Origin of the sequence: Roseibium aggregatum IAM 12614 (genome assembly GCF_000168975.1) — a bacterium.
In the GTDB taxonomy this organism is placed as follows: domain Bacteria; phylum Pseudomonadota; class Alphaproteobacteria; order Rhizobiales; family Stappiaceae; genus Roseibium; species Roseibium aggregatum.
In genome coordinates, this window is the sequence record NZ_AAUW01000012.1 from 175,927 (window position 1) to 194,547 (window position 18,621).

Annotated in this window: 16 protein-coding genes; 12 read left to right on the forward strand and 4 right to left on the reverse strand. The window is 59.6% G+C overall.

Annotated features, from left to right (window positions below; translation table 11 throughout):
- The 11 genes from SIAM614_RS17470 (at window position 1) to SIAM614_RS30670 (ending at window position 13,026) form a co-directional block, all read left to right on the forward strand.
- The gene (locus tag SIAM614_RS17470) at window positions 1–1,152 is read left to right on the forward strand and encodes an ABC transporter permease (protein WP_006936542.1); all 1,152 of its coding nucleotides are present in this window, start codon (window positions 1–3) and stop codon (window positions 1,150–1,152) included.
- Window positions 1,153–1,162: 10 nt separating this feature from the next.
- Entirely contained in the window at window positions 1,163–2,170 is a 1,008-nt protein-coding gene (locus SIAM614_RS17475) for an ABC transporter ATP-binding protein (RefSeq protein WP_006936544.1), read from the forward strand.
- Window positions 2,167–3,276, forward strand: a complete 1,110-nt coding sequence (locus tag SIAM614_RS17480; protein ID WP_006936547.1) for an ABC transporter ATP-binding protein — start codon at window positions 2,167–2,169, stop codon at window positions 3,274–3,276. The genes SIAM614_RS17475 and SIAM614_RS17480 overlap by 4 nt, the downstream gene beginning before the upstream one ends.
- Window positions 3,277–3,288: 12 nt before the next feature.
- Window positions 3,289–4,416 (forward strand): TIGR03364 family FAD-dependent oxidoreductase, encoded by a 1,128-nt coding sequence (locus SIAM614_RS17485; protein ID WP_006936548.1) that lies wholly within the window; start codon window positions 3,289–3,291, stop codon window positions 4,414–4,416.
- Window positions 4,417–4,425: 9 nt separating this feature from the next.
- Complete coding sequence (gene phnX, locus SIAM614_RS17490) at window positions 4,426–5,208, forward strand: phosphonoacetaldehyde hydrolase (protein ID WP_040440498.1); 783 nt, start codon at window positions 4,426–4,428, stop codon at window positions 5,206–5,208.
- A complete protein-coding gene (locus SIAM614_RS17495) occupies window positions 5,205–6,701 on the forward strand; it encodes a sulfatase-like hydrolase/transferase (protein WP_006936552.1) in 1,497 nt (498 codons plus the stop codon). Before phnX ends, SIAM614_RS17495 begins: the two co-directional genes overlap by 4 nt.
- A gap of 78 nt (window positions 6,702–6,779) precedes the next feature.
- Window positions 6,780–7,607, forward strand: a complete 828-nt coding sequence (locus tag SIAM614_RS17500) for a trypsin-like serine peptidase (protein WP_006936554.1) — start codon at window positions 6,780–6,782, stop codon at window positions 7,605–7,607.
- 167 nt (window positions 7,608–7,774) lie between these two features.
- Window positions 7,775–8,584 (forward strand): NAD kinase, encoded by an 810-nt coding sequence (locus tag SIAM614_RS17505; RefSeq protein ID WP_006936556.1) that lies wholly within the window; start codon window positions 7,775–7,777, stop codon window positions 8,582–8,584.
- A gap of 144 nt (window positions 8,585–8,728) precedes the next feature.
- Entirely contained in the window at window positions 8,729–9,253 is a 525-nt protein-coding gene (locus tag SIAM614_RS17510; RefSeq protein ID WP_006936558.1) for an Hpt domain-containing protein, read from the forward strand.
- Between the two features lie 176 nt (window positions 9,254–9,429).
- Window positions 9,430–11,112 carry a caspase family protein gene (locus tag SIAM614_RS17515; RefSeq protein WP_006936560.1) on the forward strand — a complete coding sequence of 561 codons (1,683 nt, stop codon included), beginning with the start codon at window positions 9,430–9,432 and terminating at the stop codon, window positions 11,110–11,112.
- Between the two features lie 162 nt (window positions 11,113–11,274).
- Window positions 11,275–13,026, forward strand: coding sequence for a caspase family protein (locus SIAM614_RS30670; RefSeq protein WP_006936561.1), 1,752 nt, complete (start codon window positions 11,275–11,277; stop codon window positions 13,024–13,026).
- 23 nt (window positions 13,027–13,049) lie between these two features.
- On the opposite strand, the gene SIAM614_RS17525 is transcribed toward SIAM614_RS30670, so the two are convergent.
- The 4 genes from SIAM614_RS17525 to SIAM614_RS17540 all read right to left on the reverse strand — a co-directional run bounded on the left by SIAM614_RS17525 (window position 13,050) and on the right by SIAM614_RS17540 (window position 17,142).
- Window positions 13,050–14,117 carry a DUF2336 domain-containing protein gene (locus tag SIAM614_RS17525; protein WP_208984019.1) on the reverse strand — a complete coding sequence of 356 codons (1,068 nt, stop codon included), beginning with the start codon at window positions 14,115–14,117 and terminating at the stop codon, window positions 13,050–13,052.
- A gap of 179 nt (window positions 14,118–14,296) precedes the next feature.
- On the reverse strand, window positions 14,297–15,604 hold the full coding sequence (locus SIAM614_RS17530; protein ID WP_040440499.1) for a transglycosylase SLT domain-containing protein: 1,308 nt from the start codon (window positions 15,602–15,604) through the stop codon (window positions 14,297–14,299).
- 335 nt (window positions 15,605–15,939) lie between these two features.
- Window positions 15,940–16,542, reverse strand: a complete 603-nt coding sequence (locus SIAM614_RS17535) for a flavin reductase family protein (protein ID WP_006936564.1) — start codon at window positions 16,540–16,542, stop codon at window positions 15,940–15,942.
- A gap of 3 nt (window positions 16,543–16,545) precedes the next feature.
- On the reverse strand, window positions 16,546–17,142 hold the full coding sequence (locus SIAM614_RS17540; RefSeq protein ID WP_040440537.1) for a nitroreductase family protein: 597 nt from the start codon (window positions 17,140–17,142) through the stop codon (window positions 16,546–16,548).
- Between the two features lie 341 nt (window positions 17,143–17,483).
- On the opposite strand from SIAM614_RS17540, the gene SIAM614_RS17545 reads away from it, so the two are divergent.
- A complete protein-coding gene (locus SIAM614_RS17545; RefSeq protein ID WP_208984020.1) occupies window positions 17,484–18,584 on the forward strand; it encodes a hypothetical protein in 1,101 nt (366 codons plus the stop codon).
- The last annotated feature ends 37 nt before the right edge of the window (window positions 18,585–18,621 follow it).

Sequence of the window (18,621 nt, forward strand, 5' to 3'; positions counted from 1 at the left end):
ATGACGGACGCAACCGCAGGCGCTCTCGCCAAACAGGAAGAAAAGGACCGCCAGAAGCGGCTGAAATATTATTCAGCCTCGCAATGGACCCTGATCTGGTGGCGCTTCCGCCGCCACCGGGCCGCCATGGTGGCCAGCCTGATCCTGGGCCTGATGGCCTTCCTTGGCCTCTTCGCTGAATTTGTCGCCCCTTACGGCCCGACGACCCGCGACACCATGTATATCGACGGCGCACCGCAGATACCGATGTTCTGCGACCAGAACGGCTGCTCCGCCCGGCCCTTCATCCACAGTGTCAGCACCAGGCGCGACCCGGTGACCTTGCGCGCCATTTCGGTGCCCGATCCGGACAAACGGGTCTATGTCACCTTTTTTGCCACCGGCGAAGCCACCCGGATCCTGGGTGTCATTCCCACCAGCATTCATCTTTTCGGCCTGTCTGAACCGGATGCAAAACTGCATTTGTGGGGCACGGACGACCTCGGCCGGGATGTCTTCTCCCGCACCATGTATGCGACCCGCACCTCGCTCTCCATCGGTGTCCTCGGCGTGCTGATCTCGTTCGTTCTGGCGCTCGTGATAGGTGGCATTGCCGGTTACGCCGGTGGCATGACCGACAATGTCATCCAGCGTGTCACGGAAGTGGTGCGTGTGGTGCCGATCATCCCGCTCTATATGGGCCTGGCGGCGGCCATGCCGAAGGAATGGTCGACCACGCAGGTCTATTTCGCAATGACGCTGATCCTGGGGCTCTTCGGCTGGCCGACACTTGCCCGCAGGATCAGATCCCAGCTTCTGTCGATCCGCGGCGAGGACTATGTGATCGCAGCCAGGCTGGCAGGCGCGCGCCCGGGTCGCATCATCGGCCAGCACATGCTGCCAAGCTTCACCAGCTTCATCATCGTCGATCTGGTGATTTCCTTCCCCTACATGATCCTGTCCGAAACCGCGCTTTCCTTCGTCGGCCTCGGCCTGCGGCCACCGACCGTTTCCTGGGGCGTCCTGTTGCAGCAGGCCCAGTCCGTGCGCGTGATCGAGCAGACCCCCTGGCTGTTCATCCCCGCCGTCTTCGTGGTGGTTGCCGTTCTGGCCTTCACAATCATCGGCGACGGCCTGCGTGACGCTGCCGATCCCTATAGCGAAGCCCGGTAGGAAAGCCCCAATGCTGAACGTTGAAAACCTCTCCATCTCCTTCCGGACCGACGAAGGCCTGATCACGCCGGTCCAGGGTGTGAGCTTCAAGGTCGAGCCCGGCAAGACCCTCGGCCTTGTCGGCGAAAGCGGCTCCGGCAAGTCGATCACCACCAAGGCGTTGATGCGGCTACTGCCCGGCAATGCGTCACTCTCCGGCGAAACCCGCATCACCTACAGTGCCAAGGACGGCAACGAGGTCGAGATCCACAAGATCAAGCCGAACGCCAGATCCCTGCGCCAGCTCCGCGGCGGCGAAATCGGCATGATCTTCCAGGAGCCGATGGCAAGTTTCTCGCCGGTCTACACCATCGGCAACCAGATGATGGAGACGATCCGCCTGCACCGCGGCTGCGGCAAGCGCGAAGCCCGGGAACTCGCCGTCGAAATGCTGGAGAAGGTCGGCATCTCCAATCCGTCTGAACGCATCGATCAATATCCGCACGAAATGTCCGGCGGTATGCGTCAGCGGGCGATGATCGCACTGGCGCTCTCCGCCGGTCCCGCACTCCTGATTGCCGACGAGCCGACCACCGCCCTGGACGTCACCATTCAAGCCCAGGTGCTGGACCTGATGCGCGACCTGCAGCGCGATCTCGGCATGGGCATGATCTTCATCACCCACGACCTTGGCGTCATCGCCCAGATAGCCGACGAGGTCGCGGTGATGTATCTCGGCACGATTGTCGAGCGCGGTGCGACCCGCGACGTGATCCGCTCTCCCAAACACCCCTATACCCAGGGCCTTTTGAAGGCGATCCCGAGCCTCGACACGTTGCACGACCGACTGTCGCCCGTACCGGGCGACATCCCGAGCCCGACGGAACGGCCGACCGGCTGCCCGTTCCACACGCGCTGCCCGGACTTCATCAGCGGCATCTGCGACATCAACACACCGTTTGAAGTCTCTCCGGTTGCCGGACGCTCTGTCCGCTGCTGGCTGCACAGCGACGTGCAGGGTGGAAGGAGCGCTGCATGAGCACGAGCGATATCCTGATTGAAGTGAAGAACCTTGAGGTTCTCTTCCCGATCCGGAAGAAGAAGCTGTTTTCCTCCGAGGTTCGGCAGTTACGCGCCGTTGACGGCGTTTCCTTCGATATCAAGCGCGGCGAGACTGTCGGCCTTGTCGGCGAATCCGGTTCCGGCAAGACCACTGTCGGCCGCGCGATCCTGCGCGCCATCGACCCGACCGGCGGCGACGTGGTCTTTCACACCAATGGCAACGATGTCGATCTGGCCCGGGTGGAAGGCGAAGAACTCCGCAAGTTCCGCCAGCACATGAATATGGTCTTTTCGGAAGGCCCCGTTCAACTGTCGACACTTGCGGCCGACCGCCTGCGCCTGTTCCGCTCCAAGATGAGCCTGGTGTTTCAGGACCCCTATTCTTCCCTCAATCCGCGCATGACCGTTCGCGATATCATCGCCGAGCCGCTGATCGCCTCCGGCATGATGAAGGACCGCGACGCCATCGACGCCCGGGTGCGTGAGATCGCAGGACGCTGCAAACTGAACCTGGAACACCTGCGCCGGTTTCCACACGCCTTTTCCGGCGGTCAGCGTCAGCGCATCTGCATTGCCCGCGCGCTCGTCTCCAGGCCCGATTTTGTCGTTTGCGATGAAAGCGTGTCCGCGCTTGATGTTTCAATCCAGGCAGAAATAGTCAACCTGTTGAAAGATCTTCAGGAAGAGATGGGCGTCGCCTTTCTGTTCATCGCGCACGATCTTTCGGTCGTTGCGCAGATGAGTCACCGGGTGGCTGTCATGTATGTCGGCAAGTTCGTGGAATACGCCCCAACCGAAAAACTCTTCTTCGAGCCGAAACATCCCTATACGCACGCGCTTCTGTCCGCGATCCCTCAGGCCGACCCGGATGCGGACTTCAATCCGATCAGGCTGGAGGGCGAAATCCCGAACCCGCTCGACGCCCCCTCCGGCTGTCGCTTCCACAGTCGCTGCCCCTTTGCCAGGGAGCGCTGTGCCAGCGAGGTTCCCGAATGGCGCGAGGTCGCATCAGAGCATTTCGTGGCTTGCCATTTCACCGAAGAGTTCGAATTCTCAAGACCAAACAGAAACACAAAAAACTGAGAGCTGCCCGGAATGAGACAAAAATCGTATGACCTTGCGATCGTCGGCGCAGGGATCGTCGGACTTGCGCATGCCCTCGCAGCTTCCAGGCGCGGCAAGAGCGTCATCGTCATCGACCGAGATAGTTACGCCAACGGCGCTTCCATCCGCAATTTCGGCTTCGTGACAGTGACTGGCCAACAGGCAGGCGACTGCTGGCAGAAGGCGTTGCGCAGCCGTCAGGTTTGGGCGGAAGTGGCGGATGCCGCCCGCATACCGCTCCTGCACGAAGGTCTGACCATGACGGCCCACCTGCCGGAATCCGAAGCTGTCATCGACGCGTTTCTGAAAACCGAAATGGGTGCGGACTGCCAGCGCCTGACGCCCTCTGAAGCCGCCCTCAAGGTTCCCCGGCTGAGACAGGACAAAATCACCTGCGCGCTCTATTCGCCTTTCGAAATCAGAGTGGAATCCAGGGATGCCCTGCCCCGGATCGCCAATTGGCTGGAAGAGGTACATGCGGTCGACTTTCTCTGGCAGACAAGCGTCAATTCCGTCGAAACGCCTAAACTGGAAACCTCACGCGGAACGGTGCACGCGCAGACAGTGATCGTCTGCCCCGGCGACGATGGCACGACGCTTTTTTCTGACCGGATCGCTGCCTATGAAGTAACACGCTGCAAACTGCAGATGTTGCGCGTCGCCCCTCGCCAACGCCTCGACCTTGGCACCGCCGTCATGTCCGATCTCGGCCTTGCCCGGTACCTTGGCTATGCCGAACTCCCAGAGGCTGCTCCCTTGAAAGCCCGGCTGGACCGGGAGATGACCGATCAGCGAGACAATGGCATTCATCTGATTGTCGTCCAGTCCGAAGACGGCAGCCTGGTTGTCGGCGACAGCCATCATTACAGCGCGACCCCAGATCCGTTCATCGACAAGACCGTGAACGACCTGATCCTGGGCGAGATGGAGACGATCCTCGATCTTGGCCCTTACGACATCTCTGAAACCTGGATCGGCACCTATGCCTCTGCCCCCGACCGCTGGCGCTTCACCGATGCGCCGGACGATGCCACCCGCATTGTCGTGGTCACGGCAGGTTGCGGCGCTTCAACCGCCTTCGCCATTGGCGAGGAAACCATTGCCGATCTCTACGCGTGAGGAATGAAAATGAGCAAGTTCAAAGCCGTGGTCTTCGATTGGGCCGGCACCATGATCGATTTCGGTTCCTTCGCCCCAATGGGTGTCTTCGTAAAGGCCTTCGAGACATTCGGTATTACCGCAACTATTGACCAGGCCCGAGGCCCCATGGGCAAACCCAAATGGGACCATATCCGCTCCATGATGGACGATCCGGACATAAGCGCCCAATGGACCGCCAAATACGGCCATACGCCGACGGATGCCGATGTCGACAAGGTCTACAAGATCTTCGTGCCGATGAACGAGGAAGTCGTCGCCGATTTCGCCGACCTGGTACCGGGAGCCGCCGATGTGGTCAGAACCCTGCGCGCAAGGGGCATGAAAATCGGCTCGACCACCGGCTACACCCGCTCGATCATGGAGCGCGTCCTGCCGAAAGCTGCCGAACAGGGCTATGAACCCGACAATCTCATCTGTGCCGACGACTTGCCGGAAGGCCGTCCCGGCCCGCTCGGCATGTATCAGTGCTTTGTCGATCTGGTGGCCTATCCGCCAAGCGCGGTCATCAAGGTGGACGATACCGAACCCGGCATCGCAGAAGGTGTCGCGGCCGGCTGCCTGACGGTGGGCCTTGCCCTGTCCGGCAACTACGCCGGCAAGACACCGCAAGAGCTCGCCGCACTTTCGGAGAATGAGGTTGACGCCCTGCGCCAGCATGCAACGGAACAGCTCAAGAAAGCCGGTGCGGATTACGTGATCGATACGGTCGCGGATTTGCCGACCCTGATCGAGCAACTGGAAGCGGCATGACCCGTCCCAACATCCTGTTGATCACCGCGGACCAGTGGCGGGGCGATTGCCTCGGTACCGTTGGTCACCCGGTTGTCCAGACGCCGAACCTTGATGCCTTCGCCGAAACGGCAACCGTCTTCGAGCAGCACTATGCGGCAACGGCTCCCTGCTCCCCCGCTCGAGCATCGCTCTACACAGGGCTCTACCAGATGAACCACCGGGTCGTCTGGAACGGGGCGCCACTGGACGACCGGTTCGATAACATCGCCCGTGCCGCCCGCCGGGCCGGATATACGCCGACACTGTTCGGCTATACCGACACCTCGCCGGACCCGCGCCTGCATCATCCGAACGACCCCGTACTGTCAACCTACGAAGGTGTTCTGCCCGGCTTCTGGGTGCGTCAGCCCCTGGCTGAGGACGACAAGCCCTGGCTGTCCTGGATGGCCGCACGCGGTCACGATCCGGCTGGTTTTTCGACCATCCATCACGTGGAACCGGAAGACGGGGAAAAGGTCAGCCTCCGACCGGCCCGATACGCCAAAGACGAAACCCAGACTGCCTTCCTGACGGATGCCTTCCTCACCTGGCTCGGCGAGCAGGACGAAGACCGGCCGTGGATGGCCCACGTCTCCTTTCTCCGCCCACACCCGCCAATTGCCGTCCCCGCCCCCTATAACGCTCTCTACGATCCCGAGGACAGCCGCGACTTTTCAGGCGCGCCGACCGCTGCCGACGAAGCTTCATTCCACCCCTTGGTGGCGGCCCTGCAGGATTATCAGCAGCTTGGCACGCACATGCCGGGCACTTCGGCCTTCGTCCGCGATCTGACCCGGCGCGACCTGAAGCGGCTTCGTGCGCTTTACTACGGCATGATCACCGAAGTTGACGCGCAGCTCGGCCGGATTTTTGGGGCGCTGAACAAACTCGACAACACGCTGATCATCTTCACCTCCGATCATGCGGAAATGATGGGAGACCACTGGATGCTCGGCAAAGGCGGGTTTTATCGCGAGAGCTACCACATCCCCCTGATGATCCGCGCACCGGGAGGCGTCGGCGCGAACCGGGTCTCCGCCTTCACCTCCTCGACCGATATTTTTCCCACCCTGCTGGATCTGCTGGACATCGCCCCCGAGCACACCCCGGACGGCGCAAGCTTGATACCGTATCTTTCCGGCCAAACGCCGCTCTCCTGGCGCGATGCCGCCTTGTGGGAATTCGACTACCGGCAGTTTCTGAAAAAATGGCCAGATAAGTTTCCGGCATCTGCCCACGAGGGCTCATCGGCTGCCCTTTGCCGGCTTGGCCCGGAGTGGCAGTTCGTGCATTTTTCCGGGTTGCCGAACATTCTCATGAAGGCGGCGCCCACGCAGGGTGTTCCGGTCAACGAGGCGCTCCGGAATCCGGAAAAGGTCATTGCCGATCTTGACGCGTTGCTGAGCGCCAGAATGCGCCACAACGACGAAACGCTGGCCCGCACCCTAGTCTGGGACTACTACCGGGAATAGGGCGAACTTTCGCCGTTCCTCTTAGGGCCGCATTAAGCGGGGAGCAGCAAAATGAGCCCTCCACGAGGGCGTTGAGGCATGCAGACGACAATGCGGAGCAATCGACGGTTTAGATTTGCAGGACGGTTATGTCTGCGCGCCATCGCCCTTGCTGCCGTCGCGCTGTTCTGGCTCAAACCGGCATCTGCCGCCGCAATCGAACTCAAGGTCATCGACTCGGCAGATGCCCCCTGGACGTCCATCGGCCGTGTCAACTTTGCCGGTTTCAAGTCTACAGCCATGTGCACCGGAACGCTGATCGCACCCGATCTCGTGCTCACCGCCGCCCATTGCCTTTACAACAGATCGACAGGCAGACCGTTGCCGGTTGACGACCTCCTGTTCATCGCCGGTGTTCGCCGGGACGAATACTCTGCCCGCCTGGTTCCCGCTTGCGCAATCACGGCGCAAGGCTTTGAGCCGGCGCCGAAACCCAAACTGCGGGACCTCCACAAGGATGTCGCCCTCATAGTGCTCAAAGAACCAAGCACACTGCCGCCCGTTCCGGTTCTGGCTCCGGAAGAAGCCGCGATACTGACCAAGGAGACAAGATTTCAATCCGCGGGCTATCGCCGCAGCCGCCGTTTCCTGCCTACTGTAGTGCCTGCCTGCCGCGTGCTGGGCACGACGGAGGAAACTTGGGTGACGGATTGCGCGTCGGAAGCAGGCGCGTCTGGTGGGCCGCTTCTGGTCGAAACGCCGAACGGGCTCCGGGTTGCCGGTATCATGTCTGCCAGGATCGATGATATCCGTTCGGCCATTGTGCCTTTCCATGCATGGCAGGAACTTCTGGCCAACCCACGCTGTCCAGCGCAGAGCGCTCTCGAAGCCCCCGCCCTCAGATCATCTCTGGATGCGGACGACTGACGCCCGTCCGGCGTGCGGAGATAATCCGGACCGAAAAACAAATTTTATCTGCACCTCTGCCTGTCACCCGGTTATGGTGCTACTCCCGTAAGTTCGGCCAGGAGCCTTTTCGCAACGCGAGCGGTTTTCCGGCCGGCAGACTGCAAGACGCAAAGACTTCCCGGCTCATGTACCAATCCGCGCCTCCTAACAGTGCCGAACACTTCCGTCCGGTTTCCACCGACAAGCTTGCCTTTGTTGCCAGCGACACGGAGGAAGCGCTCAAGGCACAGGAAGATCTGTCCGCCCGATACGGCAACGTTCCCGTGGCTGAGGCCGATGTTATCGTGGCGCTTGGCGGTGATGGCCTGATGCTGCAAACGCTTCACAGGCACATGGGCAGCGGCAAGCCGATCTATGGCATGAATCGTGGCTCCGTCGGCTTTCTGATGAACGAATACCGGGAATTCGACCTGAAGGACCGGCTGGCTTTGGCCGACATCACGACGATCCGGCCCCTGGAAATGACGGCAACGACCGCAAACGGCATTCATCATGCGCTGGCCATCAATGAAGTTTCATTGCTGCGCCAGACGTCGCAGGCCGCCCGGCTGCGCATATCCGTTGATGGGCGTGTCCGGCTGGAAGAACTTGTATGCGACGGCATCATCGTCGCCACCCCGGCCGGAAGCACCGCCTACAATCTTTCAGCCCACGGGCCGATCCTGCCGATCACCGCCCAATTGCTTGCGCTCACCCCCATCAGCGCCTTCCGGCCACGGCGCTGGCGCGGCGCTATTCTGCCCAATGGGGCAAAGGTCGACATCGAGATACTGGATCCCTTCAAACGCCCGGTCAGCGCGTCGGCGGACCACACCGAAATCCGTGATGTGACTCATGTCGCGGTGCGTGAGGCGGCAGAGGCGGAAGGTGTGATCATGTTCGATTCCGATCACGGCTGGGACGAGCGCATCCTCACAGAAATGTTCCGCTATTAGGTTCAAGGCGTCCTCGCGGAAAGACCCTGTTAAGTATGATTGCCGATACTGCGGGGCGCAGGCTCCGGCAAACGGTAGTCAAGAGACGCCGCTTGCGCGCTCTCAAGGCCGGACCAAGCCAGGATAAAGAGGACATTTGCCGTCATGGCCGACACTGCCAAGGACCAGGAATATGAAATCTTGTCCCCGCCATCGGACTTGCGCAGCAAGGTTCGGGAGCTGACACCCCGTGAGGCGAAAAAATTCGATCCGGTCAAGGCTGCGGAAGCCGCACTGGCACGCTTGTCCTCCCACTTCGGAACCTGGATGGACAACGAAAGCGCCACCCTGCTTCGCGCCTGGGAAACCGTTCGGGCCGAAGGACTGAACGACGAAACCCTGGCTGGCCTTTTTCAGGCCGCGCACAACATCAAGGGCCAGGCCCTGACGCTCGGCTTTCCCCTGGTCGGCGAGGTAGCTGCCAGCTTCTGTCATCTGATTGAAACCGTGCCTTCCCCCGACAAGCTGCCCCTGTCTCTTGTCGAACGCTACGTCGAAGCCATTCGCGCCATGGTGGCCGAAGGGGCCAAGGACGAAGCCAACAAGACCGGTGTCGAACTGCTGAAAACCCTGCAAGGGGTTACCGAAGAATATCTGGCACAGTTCCCGCCGAAACAGGACGAAACCTGACCGGCCACCAGATCGTTCTTGAACGGCATTTCTGCCGCAAGGTCAAAGAGTTGATTGACACAGAATTCAGCCGCGCATAGCATCCCGGTTATTCATGGAGAATGGCCGTGAAACAATTATTCTGTTTCTTTTTTCTTTTATTGCTGTCTTTGACTTCCGCACATGCCGAACGAAGAGTGGCACTTGTCATTGGCAACTCCGGCTACGCCAACGTCGCAGAGTTGAAGAACCCCTACAACGATGCACAGGGCATGTCGGAAAAACTGGAGGACCTCGGGTTCGATGTCGTTACCGGCCTCGACCTGAGCCTGAGGGACATGCGCCAGACGGTGCGTGCCTTCATCAAGAAGCTCGACAGCGCGGATCTTGCCCTGTTCTTCTATGCAGGCCACGGCATTCAGGTAAATGGCGAGAATTATCTCGTCCCCGTCGACGCCCAGCTCGATACCCATCTCGACCTGGACTTCGAAACGCTGCCCGCAAACCTCGTGTTGAATGCCATGGAGCAGAGCACGAAGGTGAACCTGGTCTTTCTGGATGCGTGCCGGAACAATCCCTTCACAGAGAACCTTGCCCGGTCCATGGGAACGCGATCAAGCGCTGTTGGCAGAGGCCTTGCGAAGATCGGCTCCGGGGTCGGCTCCCTCATTTCCTTTGCCACGCAGCCTGGCAATGTCGCGCTTGACGGCGATGGGAAGAACAGCCCCTTCACTTCTGCCCTTATCAAGCATCTCGGCACCCCCGGTCAGGACATCACGCGCGACCTCGTGATGGTGCGCCGCGATGTTCTGGAGGCGACCAAAGGCCAACAGGTCCCGTGGGACAATTCTTCGCTGACAGGTGAAGTCATCCTGAAAGCCATGGAAGTAGTCGAACCGCCGGAAGAAAAGAAACCGACGATCAACCCGCAGATCGAGCTGACCTATTGGGACAGCATCAAGTCCGGGCAGAATGCGGCCTATTTCGAGACCTATCTGTCTCGCTATCCGGAAGGCCAGTTCGCTGATATCGCCCGGATCCGGATCGATGAAATCAAGGCAAAGGCTGAAAGCGACAAGGTCAGGCAGGCGAAACCGGACACCACGGCTGAAATCACTTACTGGCAGACGATCCAGAATTCGACGCGGACGGAGATGTTCGAGAGTTATCTCGGCAGATACCCGAACGGCATCTATGCCGACCTTGCCCAACTGAAAATCCAGTCAATCAAAAGTCAGGCGGAAGCTGAAGCGCGTCGCAAGGCCCAGGTTGAGGCAGAAGCCCAGACCATCGCGTCTGCAGCGAGTTCCTCGCCCGAAAGAACGGCGACCAAGCTGGATGACGAAATCACCGTTGCTGCTTTGACGCCTGACGAAAAACTACCAACCGCGTCGCCAGCCCCGGTGACGTTGTTGTCGCCTGAAGAGCTGGCAACGGCTCTCCAGACCGAACTCAACCGTGTCGGCTGTTCGGTTGGCCGGGTTGATGGCGACTGGGGTAACAGAAGCCGTCAGGCACTACGAACCTATGGCCGCGAAGCCGGCATTGATCTGGCCTCGCTCGACCCGGATCCGGCGATCCTGGATCAGCTCAAGAAATCGACCGGACGCGTTTGCCCGCTGACCTGTGGACGGAACCAGGAACTCAAGAACGGCCGCTGTGTCGCAACCAGAAAGCCTGAACCCTCCGACAACAGCACAAAGCCGAGCACCAAAACCAAAACCGCCGACAGTTGCCCGAACAACCCGACTGTTTATGGCAACAAGGTCATCGGCAGGGTGCCCGGCGTCGGACGACAGACCTTGACGCACCCATGCGGCAGAAAGCTTGCCTGCAAAGGCTCGAAAGCAAGCTGGATATTGACCTGCAATTGGCTTTAACCGATCGGTCGAAGCTTGATTGAAAAACGTTCGAAGTTGAAATGTTCCGGCGAGCGCGTGATCTGAATTACGATCCCGGCTCGCCGAAGTGCCCTGAGGGAGTGTCGATGGCATTGTTTTGCTCACCAACTCCCGAGAGCCGGTAGGTCTGGAGAACCGCCTGTGAAGCAGATACTTGCATGCCTGTTGCTTCTTGTGTTTGCCGCAAGCGCGGCACATGCCGAACGCCGTGTGGCGCTTGTGATCGGCAATTCCGGTTATGAACATGTCACCAAGCTCACCAATCCCGACAACGATGCCAAGGGCATGGCCGAAAAACTGGCAAGTCTGGATTTCGAGGTCGTGACCGGCACCGATCTGTCGCTTCGGGACATGCGAAAGACCGTGCGGGAGTTCATCGCCAAACTCGAAGGCGCGGATCTCGCCCTTTTCTTCTACGCCGGCCATGGTCTGCAGGTGAATGGCGAGAACTATCTGGTGCCGATCGACGCCCAACTGAGTTCCTACGTCGATCTTGAATTCGAGGCGATGCCGGCAAATCTTGTTCTCAATGCCATGGAGCATTCCACCAAGGTCAACCTGGTATTCCTAGACGCCTGCCGGAACAATCCGCTGGCTGAAAATCTGGCACGATCCATGGGCACCCGCTCCGGCTCTGTTGGCCGGGGTCTTGCCAAAATCGGCTCCGGCGTCGGCTCTCTGATTTCCTTTGCCACCCAGCCAGGCAACGTCGCGCTTGATGGCGAAGGCAAGAACAGCCCCTTCACCACGGCCCTGCTAAAACATCTCGGCACCCCCGGACAGGATATTACCCGAGATCTCGTGATGGTTCGCCGGGATGTGCTGGAGGCAACCAAGGGTCAGCAGGTGCCTTGGGACAATTCCTCGCTGACAGGCGAAGTCATCCTCAAACAGCTTGAGATGGTACAGCCTGCCGAACCCGAAAAGCCCGCGATCAACCCGCAAATCGAACTGGCCTACTGGGATTCAATCAAATCTGCCGAATCCATCGCCTATTTCGAGACCTACCTTAACCGCTACCCGGACGGCCAGTTTGCCGATATCGCCCGGATCCGGATCGATGAGCTCAAGATACGCGGCGAGGCGGAAGCCGCCCGCAACGCGAAACCCGACACCTCCGCTGAAATCGCTTTCTGGCAATCGATCCAGAACGCCACCCGGCCGGAAATGTATGAAACCTATCTGGAGCAATATCCGGAGGGGATATACGCCAAACTTGCAAGGCTGAAGATATCGTCGCTTGAACAGCAGGCGGAAGCGGCAGCTACTGCCGCCGCTGCGGCAAAGGCAGCCAAGGCCGCGGAAGCCGCCAACCCCACGCCCCCTGCGCAGGAGACAACGGTTGCCGCCCTGACCCAGCAGGAGACCGTATCAACCGCCCCGCCAACGGAAATTGCACCTTCAAGCAGTCGCTCACTTTCGCCTGAAGAACTAGCTACAGCAATGCAGACGGAACTGAACCGCCTCGGGTGTTCGGTTGGACGTGTTGACGGCGACTGGGGGAACCGCAGCCGGCAGGCGTTGAGAACATTTGGCAAGGAAGCGGGTGTCGAACTTGCGTCGCTGGACCCGGACGAAACCATACTTGACCGCCTGAAACAGTCGACAGGCCGTGTTTGCCCACTGACATGCGGCCGAAACCAGGAACTGAAGAACGGCAAGTGCATCGCCGTGCGTCAGGAGACGCCGTCAAAATCAAATGAAAAGTCGACCTCAAGCAAGACGGCACAATCAAGCGGCGCTTGCCCGGCCGATCCCACAGACTCGTCCAGAAGGCTGGTCAGTTTCAACTATAGGCAGATAACCGCTGTTGCGACACATCCGTGCGGGCGACAGGTGGTTTGCAACAAGCCGCAGAGCAACGTTCATCCGTTCAAATGTTTCTGGAAGTAATCCGCTAAGAGGTGGACAGCGGCCTAAGCGGCCGCCGTCACCTGAAGTCCGCCGTTCTTCACCAGAAGCCTCGCTTCCAGGCGCGCAACGTCGATGGCGAAGCGGCGCAGGAACGCGGTGACGTCTTCATCGGCGCCCAGGGCACCGTCCTGCATTTCCGAAAGCAGCGTTTCCGTCAGCATGCGGGCTTCGTCCAGTGCCAGATCGTAGGTGAAATCGGCATCCGCCTGCCGGGCAATATCGATGGCCAGCAGGAAGGCCTGGTGCGCCCGTAGAGGCAGGCCGGCCTTGCGGAGCATGGCTTGCAGCGCCGACCGGCGAACCGTCACCAGAAGCTTGCACAGCCTCGGCAGCGGCACCTGGCCCAGATTGGCAAGAGCAGCAGCGAAAAACCGCAGGCGGCCACAGCAGACGGCACGCAGCAACAAGCGCGTGGTCAGCTTGCCGTTGATCCGCAGATGCTCGACGAATTCCGGCAGATCGTCCACACCGGCTTCCAGAGCCAGCCGCAGCACGACCTTGTCCTCCGCATCGCTCAGGAAAGTGTGGCGCTGATTTTCCGGAACCCGCTCCAGCACGATCGGATGATCGTCCAGATTCTGCGCAAGCCGCATCAGCAACTGGTAGCGCGTGGTCAGCGGCAGATCTCGGGTTTTGAGAAGCTGATCGCACAGATCCGGCCGGTCCTCGAACCTTTGCGCGATACGCAGAAGCGAAGACTGCAGAATACGCGCGCTCCTGTTTTCCAGAAGCCGCCTGCACGCCTGCTCGCAGCCGACCTCGCAGATGGCGGCGCACACCGATGCCGGCAGGCCTTCGCGCGAGGCAATGGCGCATTGAACGGCGTCGCTGCCTTCGGCAAGAAGGTCGACCAGCTCGACTTCCGTCAGAATGGGGGAGTGTTTCAGAACAGGCAAAGCCACTTCGTCGACATCGCTTGCAAGGCAGCGCACGACATGACCGGGAGCGTAGGCGCTCGACGCAAGCAGGTTCGCGATCGCCTTGCGGACGGCGCGGCTGGGATCGTCGAGAAGTATCGTCAGGGCTGCTGCCATGCTGATCTGTTCCTGGCTGCCCGGTTCGGCTGCCAAATAACGTTCCGCGAATTCTTGCGCGGCCCGTATATCCAAGGAGCGCTCGTCAACTTCGTTCAGAGGGTGAAAGTCGTGTGCATTCATGGCGGTAAAACAATCTTCCCAAGTGTCGACTGTAAGTCTGACATCAAAGGCTTAACGATCGGTTCACCATAATTTTGCCAGGTTCTCCGGCTTCAGGCCGGTGGCAACAGGTCCTTTTGCTCTTCTTCGGCCTTCTGGCGGAGGAAGCGCGTCAGATCCAAAGGCCCACCCTGATTGACCAGCGCCAGTTCCTGTGCCTGAACCTGGTTGGAGGCTCCGGACAGGGCGCTGAACCGGGCCGCCTCTTCCACCGCTGCAAAGGCGGATGCGAATCGCGGATTGACGCCTGCCTGGTTCGAAGCCGCATCATTGCGGAAAAGGGCTTCAAAGGGATTGGCTGTTTCCGTTGCCTGGAAAGCCGACAGAACTCTGTTGCCCGCATCAAAGTCTTCGCCGTCGATAGCCGCTTGTCGCATTTCCTGCGGAACCGGACGATTGGACGTCACTGCCCCGGTACTCTCTTCCAGGAAGGCTGCGCTCGCCGTTGAGGTTACGCCCTGGTCCGCAACCCGCTCAGGCAATGGCACGTTGGTCTGCGCAAGCTGAAACAGCTCTTCCTGTGGCAACTGGGGGCCACCGGTATCGGCTCTCGCAATCTGTCCCGGCCCTGCGGGCTTGGACCGCATGGCGAACGCCGCTGCCGGGTCTCCTGCCAGATGATCGAAGGTCTTCTGATTGATCGTTGCCGCACCTTCCGCCGGTTTTGCGTTGGGAAGCGTCGCGACCTGTCTCAGCTCTCCGGAGGTCCGCAGGTTCTTGTTGGTGCTGGCTTCAGCAATCATCGTCACGGCGTCATGTTTGGAAACGATGACCTCGTAGACTTCCTGCATCGACCGGGCCTTGCCATTGGAATGATAGAAGATCGGTTTGTTGGCACGGGCTTGAGCGGAAAAAATCTTGTCGGCACGCATGTCCGGGCTGTCGCCGGCGGCCCCAATCAGCCTGCTGGCACCATTCGCCCCGAGGAAATGAGCCATATAGAGCTCGCCATCGGTCGGGGAACGACCGATTCTGCGTTCCAGATACTGCGCATTTTTCTGTGTAAGCGCCCCTGCCATCATCGAAGAGATTTCCGGATCCTTGCGAAGGTCGAGAATCTCCCGCCGCATTTGCGGGTCGCTCACATAGAACTTGCCGCTCTTGGATCGTTGAATCTGATCAGAGTATTTTTCAAGACCGTGTTTCGGACCGGCTTCCTTCATCGTTTCCAGCCAGGTGGATTCAATGAACTGGAACAACCCGGTGGCGCTGGATGTCCTGGCCTTTGCCGTGGGGTTGAATGACGATTCTCGCGCAGCTGTCTTGACCAGGTAGTCGAATGACGTACCCGTTGAAGTACTCGCAGACTGAAACGCAAGCTCGATCCTAGACGCGATCGAGGCGGTGTCAGCAACTCGCATGACCCTGTCTCCTCGACGGAACCAAATTATCACTTCGTTAACTTTCAGCGTTAACTTTCACGCCCAAAAGGTTAACAAAACCTTAACAACACACAGACAGGGATCTAGGCAACTACAGGCGAGTCTTTTTTCTTTTGAGCCTGGGCAGATCTACTTATGTCGAAAGCCGGTAATGTGGACAGCCAAGAGGCCACCGGCCATTTCCTTTGGAAAAACGCACCAGGAAAATATCGACTACATTATTCGAATAACGCCGAATTTCATGAGTCGGCAAGTCAGAAAAAAGGCGCCGGCTCGGCCGGCGCCCCTAAAAACCGCAATCAGGCAAACAGGCCTCAGGCTTTGGGCCGTCCCATCTGGAACACCTCGGTCACCGACGCATAGTCCATGTAACCGAGCCTGGACAAAGGCTTGTAAAGCGTCACATCCACCATGCCGTCGACCAGAATGCTGTCGTCAATGTGGATACCGACGACCTGACCGAAAACGACGTAATTGTCCGTCTCGCCTCCCGTCAGGGTTTTCAGCCGCTGCGTCTGAAGGTGCTTGCACTCCAGTGCGGTCACGGCCTTGGCCACGCGAGGGGCCTTCACCAGTTGCGAGGCGGCCATTTCCAGTCCTGCCAGGTCAAACTCGGAGACCCCGTGAGCGACAGCTGCGGAACTCTGGTTCATCTCATCCTTGAGGCCGAAGCTGGCCATGTTGCAGACGAACTCGCCGGTCGCGTCGATGTTGGAAACGCTGTCCTTGTATCCGCTCGACGAGAACATGACGATTGGCGGGGTATCACACACAGCATTGAAAAAGCTGTAGGGCGCCAGATTGGCGTTGCCGTCCTTGTCGAAGGAGGAAATCCAGCCGATCGGGCGCGGTGCGACGATCGCCTTGAATGGATTGTGCGGCAGGCCGTGGTCGTTTTTTTCCGTTTCGTAGAACATGGGTCAGTTGGTCTCTGTCCAGGTGGAAACAATGTCGGCGAGGTTGGGGCGCGGGCGCTCGAACGGCGGCTGTGTCGGAGTTCCGATATGAATGAACCCGGCAAACCGCTCTCCGTCGCGCGCGCCAAGATAGCGGGCCGCCTCTTCGTCAAAGGCAAACCACTCGGACAGCCACTGGGACGCAAACCCTGAAGCCGCTGCGGCTGTGACGAGGTTCATGCAGACCGCACCGGCGGAAAGCTCCTGTTCCCAGACCGGAATTTTCGGGTGCTGGGCGGCCTGGCTCAGAACACCGATCACCAGCGGAGCGCGGGTGAAACGGGTTAATTCCTTTTGCCGCTGCTCGCTGTCGAGCGGGCCGCTGAGAGCTTCGTATCGGTCCGCCAGCCAGGTCCCTATCGTGTTTCCCTGTTCCGGCCGGTACAGCACGAAACGCCAGGGCGCCAGCTTGCCATGATCAGGCACACGTGCTGCAATGGTCAGAATATCGTTGATCTGTTCTTCGGTCGGTCCCGGCACTGTCATGGTAACGCAAGGGTGTGAGCGCCGCTGTCTCAGAAACTCCAGAGTTGCCGACGATCCGGCGCTGTTACTTGGCATGAATAGATCCTGTCCGCCTGTTGCAATCGTACGATCCACGTAATTCATTGACCGTAATTGTCAACTTTGATCGCGGCGTCTTGAATTTGCCCAATTTCCGGGCGCATTAAAGGACAATACCGAAGTGCGGTGAATCTCGGCTTTGCCGTCGTTGTTTCCCGGATGGCCTTTGCGCGACGGGAATGCGAAAAACCGCACTGAAAACAGAAACATAGCCGTCACCCTTGGCCCCGTGCAATTGCACTCGGCAAAGCGGACCGGATCTCCAGGGTCGGTTTCGGGTGACGAATGCCTCAAAAGGCTGGTAAAAGTCTGCGAGTCAAAATGATAACGACGTGGGCATGGTGAATTCAGATCCCTTCTCTGGCCGATCAGCTTTGAAGCGTGCCGCTAAAAACAGCGCCGTCTCCTTGATGCTGAGTGCCGCCATCGCTATGGGCGCGGCCCCTGCCTCGCTGGCACAGACATCGGACGTTCCACCGACTCCGATGGAAAAACCGGATCCCAACGCCCCCTCCACGCCCTCTGAAGAACCGATCATCAATCTGCTTGACCGCGAACCGGAACCCCTCTTTTCCGACACGCTTGTTCCCTATGCCCCCGCCCGCGCGACCTCACCTGGTGTCAAAGGCGGCCTGCGGCAGGGCGCGCTTTACCTTATGGCAAAGCTGACGCCCGATAGCCCTCCCCTTAATGAGGGGCTCATCTGGCGGATCTATTCCGAAACGACCAATGCGGACGGGCGCCTGCAACTGGTTGCAACGTCCCAGGGCGGTGATGCGGAATTCCGTCTCGACCCGGGCACTTACCTGATCCATACCGCCTACGGCTACGCTCAGGCGACCAACCGCATCGTCATCGGCAAGGAAGTTCAGTCGAAGATGGTGACGCTCAATGCGGGTGGCATCAAGTTCGGCGCAGCCCTCAAGGATGGTGAAGACCTCGACGGACGTGCTGTTGCCTTCGATCTCTATGGCATGGAGTTCAATCAGCGCGGCGAGCGCAATCTGATTGCCAGCAACGTCAAGCCGGGCTCCATTCTCCGCCTCGGCGCCAACACCTATCATGTCGTCAGCAAATACGGCGATGTGAATGCGGTCGTCCGCGCAGACATCCAGGTGCTGCCGGGCAAGCTTACCGAAGCGACGATCTTCCACAAGGCCGCCGGCATCACGCTCAAGCTGGTCAATGAACGCGGCGGTGAAGCCATCGCAAACACGACCTGGTCCGTTCTGAGCCCTGGTGGCGATGTTGTCGTGGAAGCAACAGGCGCATTTCCCGACTTCGTGCTGGCAGAGGGCGAATATGAAGCCCTTGCCCGCAACAATGGCCGCACCTACCTGCACACCTTCCAGGTGCAGCCGGGAGAAGACCGCGAAGTTGAAGTGGTCACCTCCGTCAGCGAACTGGCAAGCCAGCAACAGTCCAGCATCAGCAACTGAGCGGCAGCGGGCGCTCCGGCCAACACAAATCCGATCT

Excerpts from the sequence above, each read along its gene's own strand:
- SIAM614_RS17470 (WP_006936542.1), top strand. The coding sequence starts at position 1 with ATGACGGACGCAACCGCAGGCGCTCTCGCCAAACAGGAAGAAAAGGAC.
- SIAM614_RS17475 (WP_006936544.1), top strand. The coding sequence starts at position 1,163 with ATGCTGAACGTTGAAAACCTCTCCATCTCCTTCCGGACCGACGAAGGC.
- SIAM614_RS17480 (WP_006936547.1), top strand. The coding sequence starts at position 2,167 with ATGAGCACGAGCGATATCCTGATTGAAGTGAAGAACCTTGAGGTTCTC.
- SIAM614_RS17485 (WP_006936548.1), top strand. The coding sequence starts at position 3,289 with ATGAGACAAAAATCGTATGACCTTGCGATCGTCGGCGCAGGGATCGTC.
- phnX (WP_040440498.1), top strand. The coding sequence starts at position 4,426 with ATGAGCAAGTTCAAAGCCGTGGTCTTCGATTGGGCCGGCACCATGATC.
- SIAM614_RS17495 (WP_006936552.1), top strand. The coding sequence starts at position 5,205 with ATGACCCGTCCCAACATCCTGTTGATCACCGCGGACCAGTGGCGGGGC.
- SIAM614_RS17500 (WP_006936554.1), top strand. The coding sequence starts at position 6,780 with ATGCAGACGACAATGCGGAGCAATCGACGGTTTAGATTTGCAGGACGG.
- SIAM614_RS17505 (WP_006936556.1), top strand. The coding sequence starts at position 7,775 with ATGTACCAATCCGCGCCTCCTAACAGTGCCGAACACTTCCGTCCGGTT.
- SIAM614_RS17510 (WP_006936558.1), top strand. The coding sequence starts at position 8,729 with ATGGCCGACACTGCCAAGGACCAGGAATATGAAATCTTGTCCCCGCCA.
- SIAM614_RS17530 (WP_040440499.1), bottom strand. The coding sequence starts at position 15,604 with ATGCGAGTTGCTGACACCGCCTCGATCGCGTCTAGGATCGAGCTTGCG.
- SIAM614_RS17535 (WP_006936564.1), bottom strand. The coding sequence starts at position 16,542 with ATGTTCTACGAAACGGAAAAAAACGACCACGGCCTGCCGCACAATCCA.
- SIAM614_RS17540 (WP_040440537.1), bottom strand. The coding sequence starts at position 17,142 with ATGCCAAGTAACAGCGCCGGATCGTCGGCAACTCTGGAGTTTCTGAGA.
- SIAM614_RS17545 (WP_208984020.1), top strand. The coding sequence starts at position 17,484 with ATGGTGAATTCAGATCCCTTCTCTGGCCGATCAGCTTTGAAGCGTGCC.